The sequence below is a fragment of the Lysinibacillus sp. BPa_S21 genome, assembly GCF_023337795.1.
Taxonomy (GTDB): Bacteria; Bacillota; Bacilli; order Bacillales_A; family Planococcaceae; genus Lysinibacillus.
In genome coordinates this window covers 112598-133024 of the sequence record NZ_JALIRS010000002.1, presented here as the reverse complement: position 1 = coordinate 133024, position 20427 = coordinate 112598, and the positions used below count along the sequence as shown (strand labels likewise).

Here is a 20427-nt window from a genome sequence, read left to right as displayed (position 1 = left end):
GTTTTTGTTGTAATACAGTTGGGTGGGGTGGAACCTAATATTAGGTAATTTCATATACTGAAAAAGTATAAAAACTTTTGTAACGTTTAGGGGTGACTGCATGCCAGTAATTACAGGACAGCAATATATTGACCGTATTGACGCTTTACAAACATATATTTCGATTGATGGGAAAGTTGTCACAGGAAAGGTGTCGGAGCATCCAGCATTTAAGGGAGTAATGCAGAGTCAGGCAAGGTTGTTTGATTTACAAAATGAAAAGGCATTGCTCGAAAAGATGACATATGTTTCACCAACAAGTAATAAGCGTGTAGGTATGTCTTTCCTTCAGGCGGAGACAGTCGAAGATCTTGTGAAAAGACGGAATGCAACAAGAGAATGGGCATTATCCACTCATGGCCTTATGGGGAGAAGTCCCGATTACATGAATACGACATTAATGGCTTTAGCTTCTGTTGCTGATTATTTGAAAGATAAGCCAAATTGTTTCCCGCAGCATTTGTTAAAATTTTATGAGTATGCTCGTGAGAACGATTTGACTATGACACATACATTTATTGAGCCACAAGTTAACCGTAAAAAATTTTATTTTGAAGATGAAGATGTTACAATTGCTGCTAAAATTGTAGATAAAACGAGCGAAGGGTTAGTCATTAAAGGTGCGAGATTACTGGCGACACAGGGAGGCATTACAGATGAACTCCTAGTTATTTCCACAAATGGTTTTGATGAAGGGAAAGGCTTTGCTTTTTCAATACCAAGTAATACTAAAGGCTTAAAGTTTTTATGTAGACAATCATTTGTCGGAGGTGACTCGACTTTTGATTATCCATTAAGTAGTCGTTATGAGGAAATGGACGCAATTGTTGTGTTTGATAATGTTGTAGTACCGTGGGAACGCGTCTTTTATTATGAGAATGTGGAAGTTGCCAATAGCTTTTTGAACGTAAGTGGTTTTCAAACATATGGTTTACATCAAGTTCTTACACGTCAAATTGCCAAAACTGAATTTGTGTTAGGTGTTGTACAGTCAATTGTAAATACGATCAATATCGGTGAATATCAACACGTGCAACAAAAGGTCGTTGATATCATCGTGGCATTAGAAACGATGAAGGCTTTACTTTTAAAATCTGAAATAGAAGCAACAAGAGATGCTTTTGGTTTTATAAGACCTGACTTTTCGACAGTGCAAGTAGCCATTCAAATTTACCCTAAAGTCTATCCGACATTCACAGAAATTGTCCAGCTACTTGGTGCAAGCGGGTTGATGTCCATTCCGAGTGAAAAAGCATTTACTGCAGATGACGGCGACCTTGAGCATTATTTGCAGTCTTTTCAGGATGGTGGAGAGGAGCGCGTCAAAAAATTCCGCTTAGCTTGGGATTTAACGATGAGTAGCTTCGGTACGAGACAAACGCTATATGAACGCTTTTTCTTTGGGGATTCAGTCCGATTAGCAGGTGCACTGTATAAAAATTATAATAGGGAAGAATACGTTAAAAGGGTAGAAGATTTTTTAAAAAATAATCATTAATTTTTGAGGAAGTAATGGGATAAAGGCATCTTTATTTATATTTTTTGTTTGACAGTTATTTGACTTTGCATTATGATTTACAGGAACTATATAACTAGCAATCCCTTCGTTAGGTGAGGCTCCTATGCTGGAGATACGCTACTACCCAAAAATGTCGAGAGACGCCAATGGGTCAACAGAAATCATCGAAATAAGGTGTTTTTTAACGTAGCTGGAGTAATTCCTATGCCGCATAGTGCTAAAACTCAACGTTTGAAGGAAGAAAGCAGAGTAGTATTTTTACCTATGCTGTTTTTTGATATGTGTATTCAACACGCCTTCATTCGTCGAAGGCGTGTTTTTGTTATTTAAGGAAGGTGATGAGAAATGGATAGTAGCCCTGAACCGAATAAGAAAATGTTAAGTGGTAGTAAACAATTAAGGATTGTCGATTTCTTATCGCCAAAAACAAGTGGTTATTGATGAGAAATGCTTCTAAAACAAGCTGAATTACAATCAATAATATCACCTGTTTTTTTCCTTAAATAATAAAACATGAGGTGAAGAACAATGATTAAAATTCATTATTTTAAAAAAGAAAATAACGCAGTACAACATGATTTCAATATTAAAGAATTTAACCATAACCTTCATACTGAAGATTTATTATGGGTTGATTTATATGCATACAACTACAATGAATTGAATGATATAGCTGAAATATTTGGTTTCCATCCATTAGCAGTTGAGGATTGTCTTCATGAAGGGTCACGACCTAAAATGGATAATTACGGCGAATACAAATTTTTCGTTTTCCATGCACCGATTTATAACGAAAAAAGTAGCAACGAAATAACAACGGTAGAATTAAACATTTTTATGGGTCCTAACTATGTTGTAACGGTTCATAAACAAAAACTTAAATGGCTAGGTCATATAGAGAATGTTTGCTTAAACAGTATGAAGTATTTGGATAAAGGCACCGATTTTCTATTGCATACTATTATCGATGGAATTACAGATGAATACTTCCCGGTATTAGAGCGAATTAGAGCACGGATCGATGAGCTTGAAGAAGAAATATATGACTATGAACCAAAAGTAGTTACGGAAGAATTCCTAGCATTAAAACGCACGATTATATTAATTCGACAAGCGATTATGCCGCAAAAAAGAATTTTTTCCAATATTAATGGCCAATGGAAATTTGAAATTCGTGAGGACAATGTTCCTTTCTATAAAGATTTAAATGATCATCTAGAACGAATTGTAGAATCAACAGAAACTTATAGAGATCTAGTTAATAGTACCTTGGATACGTATTTTTCTATTATAAGTGGTAAATCGATAGAAAAGCTCAATTTATTAACAGTCATTTCAACTATAATGTTACCTTTATCAGTAATTACAAGCTTTTTCGGCATGAATGTTCCGTTGCCATATCAAGATTCTCCAATAGCGACCATAACAATTAGTGTGTTCTTAGTCATTTTTACTTGGGGAATGTGGGCTTATTTTAAAAAAATGATTGCTTAGTTAGGATTAGCAATTATAGTGCGAATTGACAGAAGGAAATATTTTTTTTATAATTCTCGTTAGAAAATTGTAAAAAACGATGATGGAAAAAGTACGTATTTGTGCGTGTAAAAGAAAGGGATTTCTTGGCTGAAAAAATCCTCACGATAGCAAATGCCGAAAGCTACTCCAGAGTGCAGTTAATTCCTGCCGTTCACTTACGTTACAAGTGCTAAAGAGGTAAGTATATTTTACTTACAACTAGGGTGGTACCGCGAGACAAATCACAAGTCCTCGTCCCTTTTTTGGGATGGGGGCTTTTTTATGTTTATTTGCCTATCTGTGCGTGTAGCGAAAGCGAAGCGGCAGCCACAGATGTCTTTTTGTAGCGACAGAAGCGGCAGCCACAGATGTTTTTTTGTAGCGAAAGCGAAGCGGCAGCCACAGATGTTTTTTTTGTAGCGAAAGCGAAGCGGCAGCCACAGATGTTTTTTTGTAGCGAAAGCGAAGCGGCAGCCACAGATGTTTTTTGTAGCGAAAGCGAAGCGGCAGCCACAGATGTTTTTTGTAGCGAAAGCGAAGCGGCAGCTACAGATGTCTTTTGAGCGAAAGCGAAGCGACAGCTACAATTACGTTAAGGCAAAATTGATTTGCGGATTCATTTCGTGATTTTACAAAACATATAGGGAGGAACTTTTCAAATGAAAGCAGCAGAAATTCGTCGAATGTATTTAGAATTCTTTAAAGAAAAAGGTCATCATCATGAGCCATCAGCACCACTTGTGCCAATCAATGACCCATCATTACTTTGGATTAACTCAGGTGTGGCAACACTTAAACCATATTTCGATGGTCGTATCATTCCTGAAAATCCACGTATTACAAATGCTCAAAAATCAATTCGTACAAATGATATTGAAAATGTAGGTAAAACGGCGCGCCATCATACGTTTTTTGAAATGCTAGGTAACTTCTCGATTGGGGATTACTTCAAAAAAGAATCTATTCATTTTGCTTGGGAATTCTTAACGGATAAAAAATGGATGGGCTTTGATCCAGAACTTTTATCTATTACGATCCATCCTGAAGATCAAGAAGCATATGACGTTTGGCATAACGAAATTGGTATTCCTGAAGAGCGCTTGATCCGACTTGAGGGGAACTTCTGGGATATAGGCGAAGGTCCATCTGGTCCTAACTCAGAAATTTTTTATGATCGTGGGGAAGAATACGGTTCTGATGAAAGTGATCCAGAAATGTATCCAGGTGGTGAAAATGAACGCTATCTTGAAATTTGGAACTTAGTGTTCTCTCAATTCAACCATAATCCTGATGGCACATATACACCACTTCCAAAGCAAAATATTGATACTGGTATGGGTCTAGAACGTATCGTATCAGTTGTTCAAAATGTTCCAACAAACTTTGATACTGATTTATTCATGCCTATTATTGAAAAAATCGAGCAGTTAGCAAACCGCAAATACAAACGTCCAGGTGAAGTAGCACTGAGTGAAATCTTCGGTTCAGAAGAAGATATTAATACACCATTTAAAGTGATTGCTGACCATATCCGTACAGTGGCGTTCGCCATTGGTGATGGTGCTCTTCCTTCAAATGAAGGTCGTGGTTATGTATTACGTCGTTTACTACGTCGTGCGGTGCGCTATGCAAAACAAATTGGCATAGAAAAGCCATTTATGTTTGAATTAGTGCCGACTGTTGGAGAAATTATGAATGATTTCTACCCAGAAGTAACGGAAAAATGCGAGTTTATCCAACGCGTTATTAAAAATGAAGAAATTCGTTTCCATGAAACATTAGACGGTGGTCTTGCTATCTTTAACGAAGTAGTAGAAGCCCAAAAAGCGGCAGGTCATGATTATATTCCAGGCGCAGATGCATTCCGTTTATATGATACTTACGGTTTCCCAATCGAATTAACAGAAGAGTATGCGGAAGAAGTAGGCATGAAGGTAGACCATGAAGGCTTTGAGGCAGCAATGGAAGAACAACGTGAACGCGCACGTGCAGCTCGTCAAGATGTAGATTCTATGCAAGTGCAAAACGAAGTGCTAGCAAACTTGACAGTTGCAAGTGAATTTGTAGGTTATGATACATTAACGACAAACACAGAAATTGCAGCGATCATTGTTAATGGCCAAGTATCGAAGGTAGCATCAGAAGGTCAAGAAGCACTAGTTATTTTAGCTAAAACACCATTCTATGCCGAAATGGGTGGTCAAATTGCGGATAGTGGTGTTGTTTCAAATGATAGCTTTACTGCCATTGTAAAAGATGTACAAAAAGCACCAAATGGTCAACCGCTTCATACTGTAGTTGTAGAATCTGGTGAAATGCATGTTGAAGATGCTGTAAAAGCAGTAGTTAACCGTGATGAACGTAATTTAATTATTAAAAACCACACAGCAACACATATTATGCAACGTGCATTAAAAGATGTACTAGGCGACCATGTTAGCCAAGCTGGATCATATGTAGGACCTGATCGTTTACGCTTTGACTTCTCTCACTTCGGACAAGTGACGAAAGAGGAATTACAACAAATTGAACGTATTGTAAATGAAAAAGTGTGGGATGATATAGAGGTCGTTATTGAAGAAAAAGGCATCGATGAAGCGAAAGCTATGGGCGCCATGGCACTATTCGGTGAGAAATATGGCGATATCGTTCGCGTTGTGTCAATTGGGGACTACTCGATTGAGCTTTGTGGTGGTATTCACGTAAAACGTTCTTCTGAAATTGGCTTCTTCAAAATTGTTTCAGAAGGTGGTATCGGTGCAGGTACACGTCGTATCGAGGCAGTGACAGGTAAAGTGGCTTACGAAGCAGTAAAAGAGGAAGAAGCTTTATTAAACGAAGCAGCAGCATTATTAAAGGCTAATCCAAAAGATATTGTGACAAAAGTACAAGCATTACAAGCTGATTACAAAGATTTACAACGCGAAAATGAAGCATTATCACAAAAAATCGCGAATGCACAAGCGGGCGCTATTGTGGATGCAGCGCAAACTTTTGGGGATGTAACTGTTCTATCAACTAAAGTTGAGGCGAAGGACAATAATCAATTGCGTCAAATGATGGATGACTTGAAAGCTAAAATGCCAAAAGCAGTGATCGTTCTTGGTGCTGTCGATGGCGAAAAGGTTATGCTATGTGCTGGCGTAACAAAAGATTTAGTTGGTGGTAATTACCACGCAGGAAATATCGTAAAAATGGTAGCAGAAGCATGTGGTGGTAAAGGCGGCGGTCGTCCAGATATGGCGATGGCAGGTGCAAAAGATGCATCAAAACTTGATGAAGCACTACTTTCTGTGTATGATTATGTTAAATCCATTTAACTTCTTTCAGCGAAAAGAAGTTCTTAGGGGATGTAAGCCTAAAATCATCGCATCCATGCGATAACGGCTAACTGACCTGCATCGGTTAAAACGCCACGTCCTGTGGCATTACCGATATGACCGACATCGTGTCGGCTCTCGTGCAGGCCTAAACATAAAGCCGATTCCGAACGCAATTATGCCGAGGTATAATTGATAATACGCCAAAACATGTTATAATAAAGAGAAATTGGAGATGAGCTTTTTCGCACATCTCCTTATTTCTGAAAGCGAGGTGCTGGTCATGAGTTCATTTGATCAAACTATGAAATTTAATTTTCCAGAAGAATCAATGGAACAGGAAGTCAAGCAGGTAATGTTGAAAGTACATTCTTCACTAGAGGAAAAGGGATATAATCCTATCAATCAGATTGTCGGTTATTTACTTTCTGGTGATCCGGCGTATATTCCTCGCCATCAGGATGCTCGTAATTTAATTCGCAAGCTTGAGCGTGACGAAATTCTAGAAGAGCTTGTTAAGTTTTATATTAAAAAGAATAACGAGGACTAGAAATGAGAATTATGGGATTAGACGTTGGGTCGAAAACCGTTGGCGTTGCTGTAAGTGATGCTTTAGGGTGGACGGCCCAAGGTATTGAAACCGTAAAAATTGATGAAGCAAACGGCGAATTCGGCATTGAGCGTATAGCCGAGCTAGTAAAGGAGTATTCTATAACAGAATTTGTTGTAGGGTACCCGAAAAACATGAATAATACGGTTGGACCGCGTGGGGAAGCTTCTGAAAACTATAAAAAACTTTTAGAAGAAACATTTTCACTACCGGTCAAGCTTTGGGATGAGCGTTTAACAACGATGGCTGCCGAGCGTATGCTAATCGATGCTGACGTAAGTCGCAAAAAGCGTAAGCAAGTCATTGACAAAATGGCTGCAGTGATGATTTTACAAGGCTACTTAGATAGCAAAAATTAATTGATGAGGTGACAACCACATGGCACAAGAGCATAACCATGAAGAAGCATTACATGTACAACACATTACTGTGATTGACGAGAACGGAAACGAACAACTTTGTGAAGTAATTCACGTACATGAATCAGCTGAATTCGGCAAATCATACGTATTTTACTCTATGGTAGGCGCAGAAGAAGATGAGGATGGCTCTGTAGAAATCTTCGTATCTTCATTTGTTCCATCTGAAAATGGCGAAGATGGTGAGTTAACACCAATCGAAACTGAAGCAGAGTGGGATATGGTAGAAGACGTATTAAACGCTTTAGAGGATGAATACGAAGACTAATCTTCGTTCTTTATAAGTGTGGAACAAGGATGGCAACAAGCACTCCTTGTTCCTTTTTTACTTTTGAGAGAATAAAGCTGGCTCATTACTAAAAGTTGTGATGACATTTTTAGAACGTGACTCCTTAGAATGAAAGGTGAAAGCCTTGTGCCAGCCCAAAATAGCTCTTATCAAAGTTTAGAACATAATTATGCCTAGTGAAGGAGGACATTAAATGAACGAGGAAACGCAAGAATTTCTTATAGTTGGCGAGAATGGCAAGGAGCAAAAGTGTCGTGTTGTCTTCACCTTCGATTCGGACGAGAAATCATATGTATTGTTTTCGTTAATCGACGAAGATGGTCATGAAATTCCTGGAGACATTTCTGCTATGACATTTGATTATGATGATAACAATGGAGAAATGACAAATCTACAGCCTGTTGAAACAGATGCAGAGTGGGAAATGATTAATGAGGTAGTCCTGACACTTCTAGATGAATTTGAAGAAGAGCCGCAGTTATTTACAATAACAGATGAGGATGGGACAGATCAGGTATGTGAGGTTATTCATACATTTTCATCAGAGCAATTTGGCAAATCCTATGTGCTTTATGTTTTGGCAACGGACGAGCCAATAGAGGAACGAGATATTTTTGCTTCCCAATATATATCGGGAAATGACGGAACAATTGATGAATTATTACCAATTGAAACGGATGAAGAATGGGCATTTGTTGAAGATGTATTAAATGAATTGTAGTTAGAACTCTGGGTAGTAAAATGCTACTCAGAGTTTTTTTGCATTAAGGAGCATGTAAATTTGGCTTGGGATAAAGTTACTTTCCAAACATGTGGATAGAATTGTTGAAATGATGGATAGAATCGGCGAAATCGTGGATAGAACCGTCAAAGTGACGGATAGAGCGACCGAAATCGTGGATAGAACCGCCAAAGACGGATAGAACGACTAAAATGATGGATAGGACAGCCAAAATGACGGAAAGAACTGCCGAAATCGTGGATAAAACTGCTAAAGTGACGGATAGAACCTCGAAAAGGATGGAAAGATAGAACCGCCAAAGTGACGGATAGAACTTGCGAAATCGTGGATAGAACCGGCAAAGTGACGGATAGAACTTGCGAAATCGTGGATAGAACCGCCAAAGTGACGGATAGAACCTCGAAAAGGATGGAAAGATAGAAACTGGCAAAGTGGCGGATAGAACTTGCGAAATCGTGGATAGAACTGTCAAAGTGACGGATAAAACCGGCGAAATCGTGAATAGAACTGTCAAAGTGGAGAAACCGCCAAAGTGACGGATAGAACTGGCGAAATGGTGGATAGAACCGGCAAAGTGACGGATAGAACTGGCGAAATCGTGGATAGAACCGTCAAAGACGGATAGAACGACTAAAATGATGGATAGAACCGGCAAAATCGTGGATAAAACTGCTAAAGTGACGGATAGAACCTCGAAAAGGATGGAAAGATAGAAACCGCCAAAGTGACGGATAGAACGACCGAAATCGTGGATAGAACTGCTAAAGTGACGGATAGAACCGGCGAAATCGTGGATAGAACCGTCAAAGACGGATAGAACGACTAAAATGATGATAGGACAGCCAAAGTGACGGATAGAACTGGCGAAATGGTGGATAGAACCGGCAAAGTGACGGATAGAACTGGCAAAATCGTGGATAAAACTGCTAAAGTGACGGATAGAACCTCGAAAAGGATGGAAAGATAGAAACCGCCAAAGTGACGGATAGAACGACCGAAATCGTGGATAGAACTGCTAAAGTGACGGATAGAACCGGCGAAATCGTGGATAGAACCGTCAAAGACGGATAGAACGACTAAAATGATGATAGGACAGCCAAAGTGACGGATAGAACTGGCGAAATGGTGGATAGAACCGGCAAAGTGACGGATAGAACTGGCAAAATCGTGGATAAAACTGCTAAAGTGACGGATAGAACCTCGAAAAGGATGGAAAGATAGAAACCGCCAAAGTGACGGATAGAACTTGCGAAATCGTGGATAGAACCGGCAAAGTGACGGATAGAACTTGCGAAATCGTGGATAGAACCGGCAAAGTGACGGATAAAACCGGCGAAATCGAGGAAAGTAAAGCCAAAGCTACGGATAGAACCTCCTAAATTATGGAATTTAAACTATATCAATCTAACTTCTTATAAATAAATTTCAATACCGTACGTTCTAATTTCGAGAAAACTCAATTTTTCCATGCAAGCTAATTTTTTATGTGAGCTATTTCTACTGAATTATCTATTTCTGTTTGTCGTGAAAGTTGATTTCTAGTATGATAATGAAGTGATAGGGGGGAAACCCGTGAATAACGGTTCAAAAAAACAAGAAATGTTTTCAAAAATGCAGGAAAGAAAATCAGAGGTAAAAATTGTGAGAAAAATCGTTGCTATTGTTGCCATTGCTTTTGTTCTAATAGCTGGGATTGTCGGTTTATTTGGCTATAATTATGTTAAGAGTGCCTTAAAACCAGTAGATCCAGATGCGACTAAAACAATAGCAGTTGAAGTACCAATTGGCTCAACTTTAAGCTCTATTTCAACTCTACTAGAGGACAAGGGAGTCATTAAAAATGCTCGTGTTTTTAAATACTATGCTAAATTTAAAAATGAATCTCAGTTCCAAGCAGGGAACTATGCTTTAACACAGGCAATGACATTGGATGAGTTAATCGAAAGTTTAAAAACCGGGAAGGTCTACCGCAAGCCAGTCTTTACAATGACAGTTCCAGAAGGTTTAACACTTGAACAAATTGGTAAAGTTGTGGAAAAGAAAACGCCATATACTCAAAAAGAATTTATGGATTTAGTAACAAGCAATGCGTTTGTACAACAGATGAAAGCTAAATATCCTGAGCTTGTAACGGATGCGGTTTTAGCTGATAATGTTCGTTATGATTTAGAGGGCTATTTATTCCCTGCCACTTATTCTTATTTTGAAGAAAAACCATCATTGGAGTCGATTGTAGACGAAATGGTAGGCGCAATGGACAAGGTTGTGAAAGATTACCGCGATGTTCTAACTGAAAAGAAAATGTCAGTACATCAATTATTAACATTTGCTTCATTACTGGAAAGAGAGGCTACTGCCCAAACGGATCGAGAAACGATTGCGAGCGTATTCTATAATCGTATCGAGAAAGGGATGCCACTACAAACAGACCCAACTGTTTTATATGCACTTGGCTCTCATAAAGATCGTGTACTATACAAAGATTTAGAAGTTGATAATGCCTATAATACTTACAAAAATAAAGGCTTACCACCAGGTCCAATTGCGGGTGCTGGGAAAACTTCAATTGAGGCAGTGCTTAATCCAAGTACAACGGATTATTTCTACTTCCTAGCAGATAAAAAAGGAATCAACCACTTCTCGAAAACATATGATGAACATTTACAGAAAGTAGATAAATATTTGAAAAAGGCAGAGTAAGTACATTTAAATAGAAATAATGAGGATAGAAGGAAAGAAAAATAGCTTTCCTTCTATTTTCGTGCTATTATAAATTGTGATTTTTATTCAATCCGCATGGGAAAATTCAATCAATCCGTTAATGCGGAATAATATACGTGGTGGCAATTGTTTTGAGCTAATAAAAACAATTGCTCATTTTTGTATGACGAAGTACCAAGACATCACGTTTGGTCTTTTTCTTTTTGTTGCTAAATGATGAAGAACAGACAACGAGGATTACTCGTTGCCTTCTAACATTTGCAGGCCTATGCACAAGCCGATTTCGGACTATGTTGAGGCATAATTGATATGAGGGTGAATTGGAAAAAATGGAATTATCAGATGCTTATATACAATCATTTATTCAACCACGTAATGAATTGCTTTTAGAAATGGAAGCATTTGCGGAGGAGAATCATGTACCGATTATGCAGCTTGCAGGTATTGATGCACTTAATCAACTGTTACGTATTCAAAATCCGTCAAAAATTTTAGAGATTGGTACAGCGATTGGTTATTCTGCAATAAGAATGGCAGAGGCTTTACCAAATGTGCAAATCGTTACAATCGAGCGTGATACAGAGCGCGTTGCGAGAGCAAAGGGTTATATCGACCGTTCTACAGTATCAGATCGTATTACGGTAATTGAAGGTGACGCCTTAGATGTGAACGATGAAGCAATCCAAACAACCTTCGATGCAGTTTTTATCGATGCCGCAAAGGGGCAATATCAACGCTTTTTTGAAAAGTATGCGCCTCTTGTAAACTCAGGAGGAGTTCTGTATATCGACAATATGTATATGCATGGCTTATCAGATTTGGATTTAAAAGATGTACCGCGTCGTAAGCGTACAATGATTCGTAATTTAAAAAACTTCACTGAATGGATTATGCAGCACCCTGATTATACAAGTGCATTCTTACCAGTAGGTGATGGGTTATTACTATGTTTGAAGAGGTGACTATTATGAAAAAACCTGAATTGCTTGTAACACCGCAATCAGTAGACCATGTGAAAGCACTTTTACAGGCTGGAGCAGATGCTTTTGTTATTGGTGAACAACAATTTGGTCTTCGTCTAGCAGGAGAATTTTCTGTTAGTGAGGTGGAAGAAGCTACTAAGCTGATTCATGCAGCGGGTAAAAAGGTTTATGTTGCGGTAAATGCACTATTCCATAATGAAAAATTGGATGCACTTGCCGAATATTTAAAAGAAATGCAACGTATTGGTGTTGACCGTTTAATTTATGGTGACCCAGCAGTCTTAATCATCCGCCGTGAGCAAGGTGTAACAATACCGCTACACTGGAATCCAGAAACGACTGCAACGAACTGGTTCACAGCAAATTATTGGGGAAAACGCGGAGCAACTCGTGCTGTACTTTCACGTGAACTTTCTTTAGATGAAGTGTTAGAAATTAAAGAAAATACAGAAGTAGAGATTGAGGTTCAAGTACATGGGATGACATGTATGTTCCAATCAAAACGTCCATTACTTGGCCATTATTTCTTATATCAGGATAAAGTAATGGAAATTGAAAATCGTAAGGAAAACCGTAATATGTTCCTTCATGATGATGAACGCAATAATAAATATCCAATTTATGAGGATGCTAACGGTACACATATTTTCAGTCCAAACGATATGTGCATTATTGATGAGCTTGGTGAATTATTCGAAGGTGGCATCGATGCATTGAAAATTGAGGGTGTTCTTCAAACGCCAGAATATATCGTCACAGCAACAGAAGCTTATCGTCAAGCAATTGACACATATTTTGACGAATCAGAAGATGCGTATGAAGATATTAAAGATGATTTATTAGCTAAAATTGAAGAAATTCAGCCTGCGATCAGACCTCTTGATACTGGCTTTATCTTCAAGGAAACAGTTTACTAGGAGGTGGCAAGAACATGGCATTAGTATTAGAACAAAATGACAAGATCCGTGAGATTTTAGACGGTAAACGTGTCATTACCAAAAAACCAGAGCTACTTGCCCCTGCAGGTAGTTTAGAAAAATTAAAAGTAGCCGTTCACTATGGAGCGGACGCTGTATTTATCGGTGGACGAGAGTTCGGTTTACGTTCAAACGCAGATAACTTCTCAATTGAAGAAATGCGCGAAGGTGTTGAATTCGCCAATAAATACGGTGCAAAAATCTATGTTACGACAAATATTTTCGCCCACAATGAAAATATGGACGGCTTAGAGCAATATTTAAAAGATATTGAATCAGCGGGTGTTACAGGTATTATTGTAGCGGACCCTCTCATTATTGAAACATGCCGTACAGCTGCACCAAAGCTTGAAATTCACCTTTCTACACAGCAATCTTTATCGAACTGGAAGGCAGTACAGTATTGGAAAGAAGAAGGCTTACATCGTGTCGTACTAGCACGTGAAGTAGGCGGCGAAGAAATGAAGCTGATGAAGGAAAAAGTCGATATAGAGATTGAAGCATTCGTACATGGTGCGATGTGTATCGCCTATTCTGGTCGCTGTGTACTTTCAAATCATATGACTGCTCGTGACTCTAACCGTGGTGGTTGCTGTCAATCATGTCGCTGGGACTATGATTTATATGAGCTAGAGGATGGCGAAGAAAAGGCACTTTTCGACGATAATCACGCACCTTTTGCGATGAGTCCGAAAGACTTAAAGCTAATTGAAGCAATTCCACATATGATTGAGCTTGGGATTGATTCATTAAAAGTAGAAGGTCGTATGAAATCAATTCACTATGTTGCTACTGTTGTTTCGGTGTATCGAAAAGTAATTGACGCTTATTGTGCGGACCCTGACAATTTCAAAATTAAACGTGAATGGCTTGAGGAACTAGACAAATGTGCTAACCGTGATACGGCCGAAGCATTCTTCCATGATGCGCCTGGCCACGAGGAGCAAATGTTTGGTGTACATGGCCGTAAAACGACGTATGAGTTTGCAGGTTTAATTTTAGAGCATGACCCAGAAACGAAAATGGTTACAATGCAACAACGTAACTATTTCAAACCTGGTGATGAGGTAGAGTTCTTTGGGCCAGAAATCGAAAATTTCCGTTTTACAATGGGTGAAATTTGGGATGAGGATGGCAATAGCTTAGATGCTGCTAGACATCCACTACAAATTGTTAAATTTAAATGCGACACACCATTAAAACCACATAACATGATGCGAAAGGAGAATAACTAATGGCAACGAATCGTCCAGTCGTCATCGGGATCGCTGGTGGATCATGCTCAGGAAAAACGAGTGTGACCCGTGCTATTTATGATGTTTTCCGCGATCATTCAGTAGTTGTAATTGAACAAGATTTTTATTATAAAGATCAAAGTCATTTAACGTTTGAGGAGCGTTTAGGTACAAACTATGACCATCCGTTAGCTTTTGATAATGATTTATTAATTGAGCACCTAAAAAAATTATTGGTCCGTCAATCCATCGAAAAGCCTGTCTATGACTATGTGCAGCATACAAGAGCAAAAGAAGTTATTCATGTTGAGCCTGTAGATGTTATTATACTAGAAGGTATTTTAGTGTTAGAAGATGCAGATTTACGTGATCTAATGGATATTAAGTTATTTGTAGATACGGACTCAGATTTACGTATTATTCGTCGTATATTGCGTGATATAAAAGAGCGTGGTCGTACAACAGATTCTGTAATCGATCAATATTTATCGGCAGTGCGCCCTATGCACAATCTATTTATTGAGCCGACGAAACGTTATGCTGATATTATTATTCCCGAAGGTGGGGATAACGAGGTTGCGATTGATTTAATGGTAACTAAGATTAAAACTATCCTTGAAACCGACAACGTATTGTAATAAGATAGAGTGGTATTGACAATATTTACATGCATATCTGTACATATTTCAGAAAGGCATGCATACTATTAGGTCAAAGAGTAATTTGAAACCGTTTAAAAATAATAAAATTCGATTAAGTGCATCCTAATAGGCACTTAATCGAGTTTTATGTTTTTATATTGACGAAAACAAGGAGTGAAGAACTTTGGCAAACGAAAAACAGTACCCAATGACAGCTGAAGGTAAAAGAAAATTAGAAGAAGAATTAGTGAAATTAGAAACGGAAACACGTAAGGAAATCGTAGAACGTATTAAAATCGCTCGTGATTTCGGGGATCTTTCTGAAAACGCTGAGTATGATTCTGCAAAAGAAGAACAAGCCTTTTTGGAAGGTCGAATTTCTACTTTAAAATCAATGATTCGTAACGCAGTTATTATTTCTGAGGATGAAACAGACAATAGTGTAGTATCATTAGGGAAAACGGTTTCATTTGTAGAAATAATTAATGGAAAACCATCAACAGACGAGGAATCGTATACAATTGTTGGCTCGGCTGAGGCAGATCCAATGGAATTCCGTATCTCAAATGAATCACCAATTGCTAAAGGCTTGCTAGGTCGTGCTGAAGGCGAAGAGGTTGTCGTACAAACACCTGGTGGTGAAATGAAAGTTAAAATTATTTCAATAAAATAATTTTAGTACAAGCAGTTAGCTTATCTCTTTAAAGGTGAGCTAGCTGCTTTTATCTTCATTCAGCATTGTCTAATGCGAAACAATTACGCCAAGGAGATATTGTTACATAAGTTTTCAGTAAAAATCTGGTTTATCACTAAAAGTTGTGGATGACTTTTGTTAAAACGTATACTATATAAATAAGTTGATTTCCGTTCCGACTGGCTGGAGCGGAAATCAACCACACGTTTTGGTGATAATCCAAAAATCTATTAAAATACGTCGAGATGTCTATATTTTTCTCTGTGAAAAAATAGATGAGCACAATTATTTTGCAAGTACTGTTGAACTTGATAGAATATTGGCTAGAGAGGGGGAGACTTCATGAGTGAACGAAAAACTCGAAGCAGTCGTCATTTGCAGCCATCTCGTAATAAAAAGCTAGATAAACTATTGAATGTTTTAATTGGTATTGTCGTGATATTAATTATTATAACAGCAACATTTGTGTTTAAATGGCAGGATGATGCAGGTAAAGCTGAGAAAGACGAGCCGAAACAAGAGCAGACGAAAGATAAAGAAGATGTGAAGGAAGAGCCTTCTAAAGAGCAAAATAATGATGTCGCAGCTCAAGAGGAAAAACCTACAAAGGACGAGTCCTCAAAAGAAACTCAAACATCTGAAGAGGAAGCAACAACAGAAACTACGTCAGACAACCCAATTGTAGATAAGGTTATAACAAATAAAACTTGGCAGCCTACGCCTACAACACAAACAGGGCAACATGTGTCTTCTTACGATGGCGAATCTGTAGATTGGTCTGAAAAGGTAGCAACAGTGACAGCTGCAACAGGCATCGATAAGGACAATATGATTATCTGGCGTATGGGGAATAACGGTAGCGCTAATTCGGCAATTGCAACAGTTTCTACGAAAGATAAGACAAAAATGTATCGTGTTAGTATGGAATGGGTCGATAACGAAGGTTGGCTACCAGTGAAACTTGAGCAACTAAATACATTAAATGGTGCCTATTGAGGAAATTAGGTTCATCCTTAAAAGCTGTGGATGACTTTTGTTAGACGTCTACTATGTAACTAAGTTGATTGGAGTGGAGGCTGGACGCCCCAGGAAGCTGTGCTCTGTGCGAAAGCGAAGCGGCAGCAACAAATGTTTTATCTGTGCGAAAGCGAAGCGGCAGCAACAAATGTTTTATCTGTGCGAAAGCGAAGCGGCAGCAACAACAAAGCGCCCAGCTGGAACGGAAATCAACCCCTCGTTTTGGTGATGATTCCGAAAATTAATATTTTTTATAGAGTAAGTAAAAGGGTACGAAGAAGGGAAGTAACAGAGACATGAAAATTGCAGTAATCGGCGCAATGGAAGAGGAAGTAGAACTTTTACGCGCATCTTTAGAGCAAGCACAAAGCACAACAATTGCAGGCAGTGAATATACAACAGGAAGCTATAAAGGGAAAGAGGTAGTTTTATTAAAAAGTGGTATTGGTAAAGTCAATGCTGCCATGTCAACTACAATCCTATTACATGAATTCAAGCCTGATGTAGTCATTAATACGGGCTCTGCTGGAGGCTATGATGAAAATCTTGAAGTAGGCGCTGTCGTTATTTCAGATGAAGTTCGTCATCATGATGTAGATGTAACGATTTTTGGTTATGAAATGGGGCAGATGGCAGGTATGCCAGCAGCTTACAAATCAGATGAAAAACTTATGAAAGTAGCTGAAGAGGCAGTAGAGGCTGTTGGAGAGCACCAATATGGTATTGGTCTAATTTGCTCAGGAGATGCTTTTATGAATGATCCTGTGCGTGTAGAAGCTGTTCGTCGTCATTTCCCACAAATGAAGGCAGTGGAGATGGAAGCAGCGGCTGTTGCACAAGTATGCTATCAATTTGGTACGCCATTTGTTGTTATCCGTGCTTTATCAGATATTGCTGGAAAAGAATCAAATATTAGCTTCGATGAGTTTTTACCAGTCGCTGCAAAGCATTCAACACAAATAGTACTAAAAGCTATCGAATCGTTATAAGTCTAATCGGCACCTATCTTAATTTTACTGATGATTAGTTTTCATTAATCTTCGGGATAAACTACACAAAATAGTCAAAATGAGTGGCTTTTAGTGTGATAAAAATCACAGTTTAAAAGTCGCACTAATGCTAAACTGTTGCTAATTATATCTCTTCATATATAGATGGGAGGCATTCATGATGCTATTTTTAACAGCAGGTGTGGTTATTATAACGATGGTACTCGGTACACTTATTTCAGTTGAACTATCAGAATCAGCAGAATTTCATTAAGAGAAAAGATCTCTTGCGACATTCCATCGCAAGAGATCTTTTTTACGTTTCGCGTGCTTTCTAAGGAGCTCCATTCGAAACGTCTCTAGCTGGAAATTAATCACACGTTATGATGATGAGCCAAAAAATACAAGGTTCAAGACAGAATAATGAAATGGAATTATTGAAATTTTAAAGTTATCATTTTACAATATATTACTCAATAATTTTTTGATCTCGTTTATATAATTGATAGAGTTTTATAAGTGCTCGCTTTTCAATGCGAGATACATAACTACGAGAAATATTTAAACGTGCAGCGATTTCTTTTTGTGTAAGGGCATCCTGCTGGTTTAGGCCATAGCGAAGTGTAACGATTTCAAGTTCGCGTTCGTCAAGCATATGCAAATAATGATATAGTTGTGCAACATGTTCTTTATGTTCAAGTTTTTCTGTGGCACTTTCTTCATCGCATTGTAAGAGATCTCGGATTTGTAGGGCATTACCATCTTTATCTGTACCAATTGGTTCAAATAAGCTGACATCTTTTTGCACTTTTTTCTGTGTACGCAGATGCATTAAAATTTCATTTTCGATACAACGGGCGGCATAAGTGGCAAGGCGGGTTTTTTTGTCAGGCGTATAACTTTCTACGGCTTTCATAAGACCAATAGTACCGATGGAGATATAATCATCAAGTTGTTCATGTTTTGGGTGGAATTTTTTCACAACGTGTGCAACGAGTCTCATATTGCGTTCAATTAGATCAAGACGCGCTTGTTCATCACCGCCTAAAAATCGTTCAATACAAGCAGCTTCCTCTTCTTTTGAAAAGGGTTTATGGAATGTTTGCCCCTTTAAATAGCCAAGTAACGCTGGGATTTCAAGCCATAACTGCAACATAGATGTAAAAATTCCGCTCATTGAATGATTTCATCCTTTCCCCATTTTTCGACAGTATATGTTATGAAACTGTGTTAAATGAAAAAAAGTGCAACAGCTAATGCGCTGTTACACTTTTTTTAACGTGATTGTACTAATCATTAGTAATGCTAGTATAGGGAATAGGAAAAGATAAAATGCGGGCTGGAACGTATTCGATGCAAAATACGTTAAAGTTAAGATCGTACCTGCCGCTGTAATTGGTAACCCTGTAAAATAGCCGTTTGCATCAGTAATATTGAAGCGAGCCAGTCTCATCGCACCGCAAATAATATATAGTACAGTCATCGACATGCCGACGAAACCAAAGTCGACTAAGACAACTTTATACATTAATAATGCAGGCGCCACACCAAATGATATAATATCACTCATAGAATCTAATTGTTTACCTAGATCAGACACTTGTCCGAGTGCTCTAGCGACCTTTCCATCATATCGATCAAGAAGGGCTGCAATAAAGATAAACAAGACACTGTAGCTATAATATTCGTGTAGTGTAGCCATTATGGCTGCGCCGCCGAAGGACATATTACTGATTGTGATAAAGTTTGCTGCTTGCGATTTCATTTTCTTAACCGTGGTATCCACCAACTTGTGATAAAAAAACAAGGGGGATCACTCCTTTGCACTTAAGATATTGTACCATTATACTTCTAAAGTAAAAAAATTGACAGTCTAAATTAATCGATAGGGGTTTTGTTTTATGAAAGAAAAATTATATCAACGCTTGATTGAATTAACAAATGGTAAGCAATCCTCTCATCTTTTGCAATCTATTGCAAAAGCGAAGTGGAGTAAACGAATTATTCCTAGCTACATGAAAGTATACGACATTAATCTTGAAGAGGTTTCAAAACAACAAAAACAATTTTCAAGTTTACATGATTTTTTTACACGAGAGCTTTTAGAAGATGCGCGTCCAATTGAACAAAATCCTACTACATTTGTAAGTCCAGTGGATGCCAAAGTGGAATCATTTGGACGTATTGAATGGGACATGACATTTCATGTAAAGGGGAAACCGTATGCTTTACAAGATTTACTTGGTCATACAGAACGTGCTTTACAATATACAGATGGACATTTCATCGTGTTTTACTTGAGTCCAGCAGATTATCACCGTATACACAGTCCGATTGATGGGGAAGTGCTAAGACAATATACGCTTGGTCAAAAATCTTATCCTGTTAACCAGCTCGGTCTTACATACGGTAAAAAACCTATTTCACACAATTATCGTTCAGTAACGGAGCTGAAAGTGGCTAATAATCAACAGATAGCGTTTATTAAAGTGGGTGCTACCTTTGTTAACTCTATCGTGCTCACTAATACAACTACGCAGTGGCGTAAGGGTGAAGAAGTCGGATATTTTTCATTTGGCTCAACAGTAGTAATGCTGTTTGAAAAGGATGCAATAAAATTTACGGAAAATGTTGTCCAAGGAAGCCCAATTCGAATGGGTGAAGCCTTCGCAAATATGCTATAATGGTCGAATAATACGTTTAGATTAGGGGTCGCT

The 20427-nt window shown here is 38.3% G+C and carries 20 protein-coding genes, 1 riboswitch and 1 other annotated feature; of the genes, 18 read left to right on the top strand and 2 right to left on the bottom strand.

Going from position 1 to position 20427, the window contains the following annotated elements; all coding sequences use genetic code 11:
- The first annotated feature begins 100 nt into the window (after positions 1 to 100).
- From hpaB to mtnN, 17 genes are all read left to right on the top strand, one after another.
- Positions 101 to 1537 (top strand): 4-hydroxyphenylacetate 3-monooxygenase, oxygenase component, encoded by a 1437-nt coding sequence (hpaB, locus tag MOK21_RS03905; protein WP_249072668.1) that lies wholly within the window; start codon positions 101 to 103, stop codon positions 1535 to 1537.
- Positions 1538 to 1635: 98 nt separating this feature from the next.
- A riboswitch (M-box (ykoK) riboswitch) is annotated at positions 1636 to 1801 on the top strand.
- 285 nt (positions 1802 to 2086) lie between these two features.
- Complete coding sequence (locus tag MOK21_RS03900; RefSeq protein ID WP_249072667.1) at positions 2087 to 3052, top strand: magnesium transporter CorA family protein; 966 nt, start codon at positions 2087 to 2089, stop codon at positions 3050 to 3052.
- A gap of 70 nt (positions 3053 to 3122) precedes the next feature.
- Positions 3123 to 3336: a binding site (T-box leader), on the top strand.
- A gap of 105 nt (positions 3337 to 3441) precedes the next feature.
- On the top strand, positions 3442 to 3636 hold the full coding sequence (locus MOK21_RS03895; protein WP_249072666.1) for a hypothetical protein: 195 nt from the start codon (positions 3442 to 3444) through the stop codon (positions 3634 to 3636).
- A gap of 96 nt (positions 3637 to 3732) precedes the next feature.
- Positions 3733 to 6393 (top strand): alanine--tRNA ligase, encoded by a 2661-nt coding sequence (alaS, locus tag MOK21_RS03890; RefSeq protein WP_249072665.1) that lies wholly within the window; start codon positions 3733 to 3735, stop codon positions 6391 to 6393.
- 283 nt (positions 6394 to 6676) lie between these two features.
- Positions 6677 to 6943 carry an IreB family regulatory phosphoprotein gene (locus MOK21_RS03885; RefSeq protein WP_004226839.1) on the top strand — a complete coding sequence of 89 codons (267 nt, stop codon included), beginning with the start codon at positions 6677 to 6679 and terminating at the stop codon, positions 6941 to 6943.
- A gap of 2 nt (positions 6944 to 6945) precedes the next feature.
- A complete protein-coding gene (gene ruvX / locus MOK21_RS03880) occupies positions 6946 to 7362 on the top strand; it encodes a Holliday junction resolvase RuvX (protein ID WP_249072664.1) in 417 nt (138 codons plus the stop codon).
- Positions 7363 to 7381: 19 nt separating this feature from the next.
- On the top strand, positions 7382 to 7690 hold the full coding sequence (locus MOK21_RS03875) for a DUF1292 domain-containing protein (protein WP_249072663.1): 309 nt from the start codon (positions 7382 to 7384) through the stop codon (positions 7688 to 7690).
- A 214-nt stretch (positions 7691 to 7904) separates the two neighbouring features.
- A complete protein-coding gene (locus tag MOK21_RS03870; RefSeq protein ID WP_249072662.1) occupies positions 7905 to 8432 on the top strand; it encodes a DUF1292 domain-containing protein in 528 nt (175 codons plus the stop codon).
- A gap of 1593 nt (positions 8433 to 10025) precedes the next feature.
- Entirely contained in the window at positions 10026 to 11153 is a 1128-nt protein-coding gene (gene mltG / locus MOK21_RS03865; RefSeq protein ID WP_249072661.1) for an endolytic transglycosylase MltG, read from the top strand.
- A gap of 350 nt (positions 11154 to 11503) precedes the next feature.
- Entirely contained in the window at positions 11504 to 12136 is a 633-nt protein-coding gene (locus MOK21_RS03860; RefSeq protein ID WP_249073028.1) for an O-methyltransferase, read from the top strand.
- Positions 12137 to 12141: 5 nt separating this feature from the next.
- Entirely contained in the window at positions 12142 to 13074 is a 933-nt protein-coding gene (locus tag MOK21_RS03855) for a peptidase U32 family protein (protein ID WP_249072660.1), read from the top strand.
- Between the two features lie 14 nt (positions 13075 to 13088).
- Positions 13089 to 14369 (top strand): peptidase U32 family protein, encoded by a 1281-nt coding sequence (locus MOK21_RS03850; RefSeq protein ID WP_249072659.1) that lies wholly within the window; start codon positions 13089 to 13091, stop codon positions 14367 to 14369.
- Positions 14369 to 15007, top strand: coding sequence for a uridine kinase (udk, locus tag MOK21_RS03845; protein WP_249072658.1), 639 nt, complete (start codon positions 14369 to 14371; stop codon positions 15005 to 15007). Before MOK21_RS03850 ends, udk begins: the two co-directional genes overlap by 1 nt.
- A 187-nt stretch (positions 15008 to 15194) precedes the next feature.
- The gene (greA, locus tag MOK21_RS03840) at positions 15195 to 15683 is read left to right on the top strand and encodes a transcription elongation factor GreA (protein ID WP_053484744.1); all 489 of its coding nucleotides are present in this window, start codon (positions 15195 to 15197) and stop codon (positions 15681 to 15683) included.
- 363 nt (positions 15684 to 16046) lie between these two features.
- A complete protein-coding gene (locus tag MOK21_RS03835) occupies positions 16047 to 16700 on the top strand; it encodes a YrrS family protein (RefSeq protein ID WP_249072657.1) in 654 nt (217 codons plus the stop codon).
- Positions 16701 to 16806: 106 nt separating this feature from the next.
- Positions 16807 to 16950: a hypothetical protein gene (locus MOK21_RS03830; protein ID WP_249072656.1), complete on the top strand. Its 144-nt coding sequence runs from the start codon at positions 16807 to 16809 to the stop codon at positions 16948 to 16950.
- 67 nt (positions 16951 to 17017) lie between these two features.
- Complete coding sequence (mtnN, locus tag MOK21_RS03825) at positions 17018 to 17710, top strand: 5'-methylthioadenosine/S-adenosylhomocysteine nucleosidase (RefSeq protein ID WP_249072655.1); 693 nt, start codon at positions 17018 to 17020, stop codon at positions 17708 to 17710.
- Between the two features lie 469 nt (positions 17711 to 18179).
- On the opposite strand, the gene sigK is transcribed toward mtnN, so the two are convergent.
- Together sigK and pssA are read right to left on the bottom strand one after the other, a co-directional pair.
- Positions 18180 to 18887, bottom strand: a complete 708-nt coding sequence (gene sigK, locus MOK21_RS03820; RefSeq protein ID WP_053484741.1) for an RNA polymerase sporulation sigma factor SigK — start codon at positions 18885 to 18887, stop codon at positions 18180 to 18182.
- Between the two features lie 87 nt (positions 18888 to 18974).
- Complete coding sequence (gene pssA / locus MOK21_RS03815) at positions 18975 to 19475, bottom strand: CDP-diacylglycerol--serine O-phosphatidyltransferase (RefSeq protein WP_249073027.1); 501 nt, start codon at positions 19473 to 19475, stop codon at positions 18975 to 18977.
- 136 nt (positions 19476 to 19611) lie between these two features.
- Here pssA and MOK21_RS03810 point away from each other — a divergent pair, with 136 nt between their 5' ends.
- Positions 19612 to 20394, top strand: coding sequence for a phosphatidylserine decarboxylase (locus MOK21_RS03810; protein WP_249072654.1), 783 nt, complete (start codon positions 19612 to 19614; stop codon positions 20392 to 20394).
- Positions 20395 to 20427: the final 33 nt, after the last annotated feature.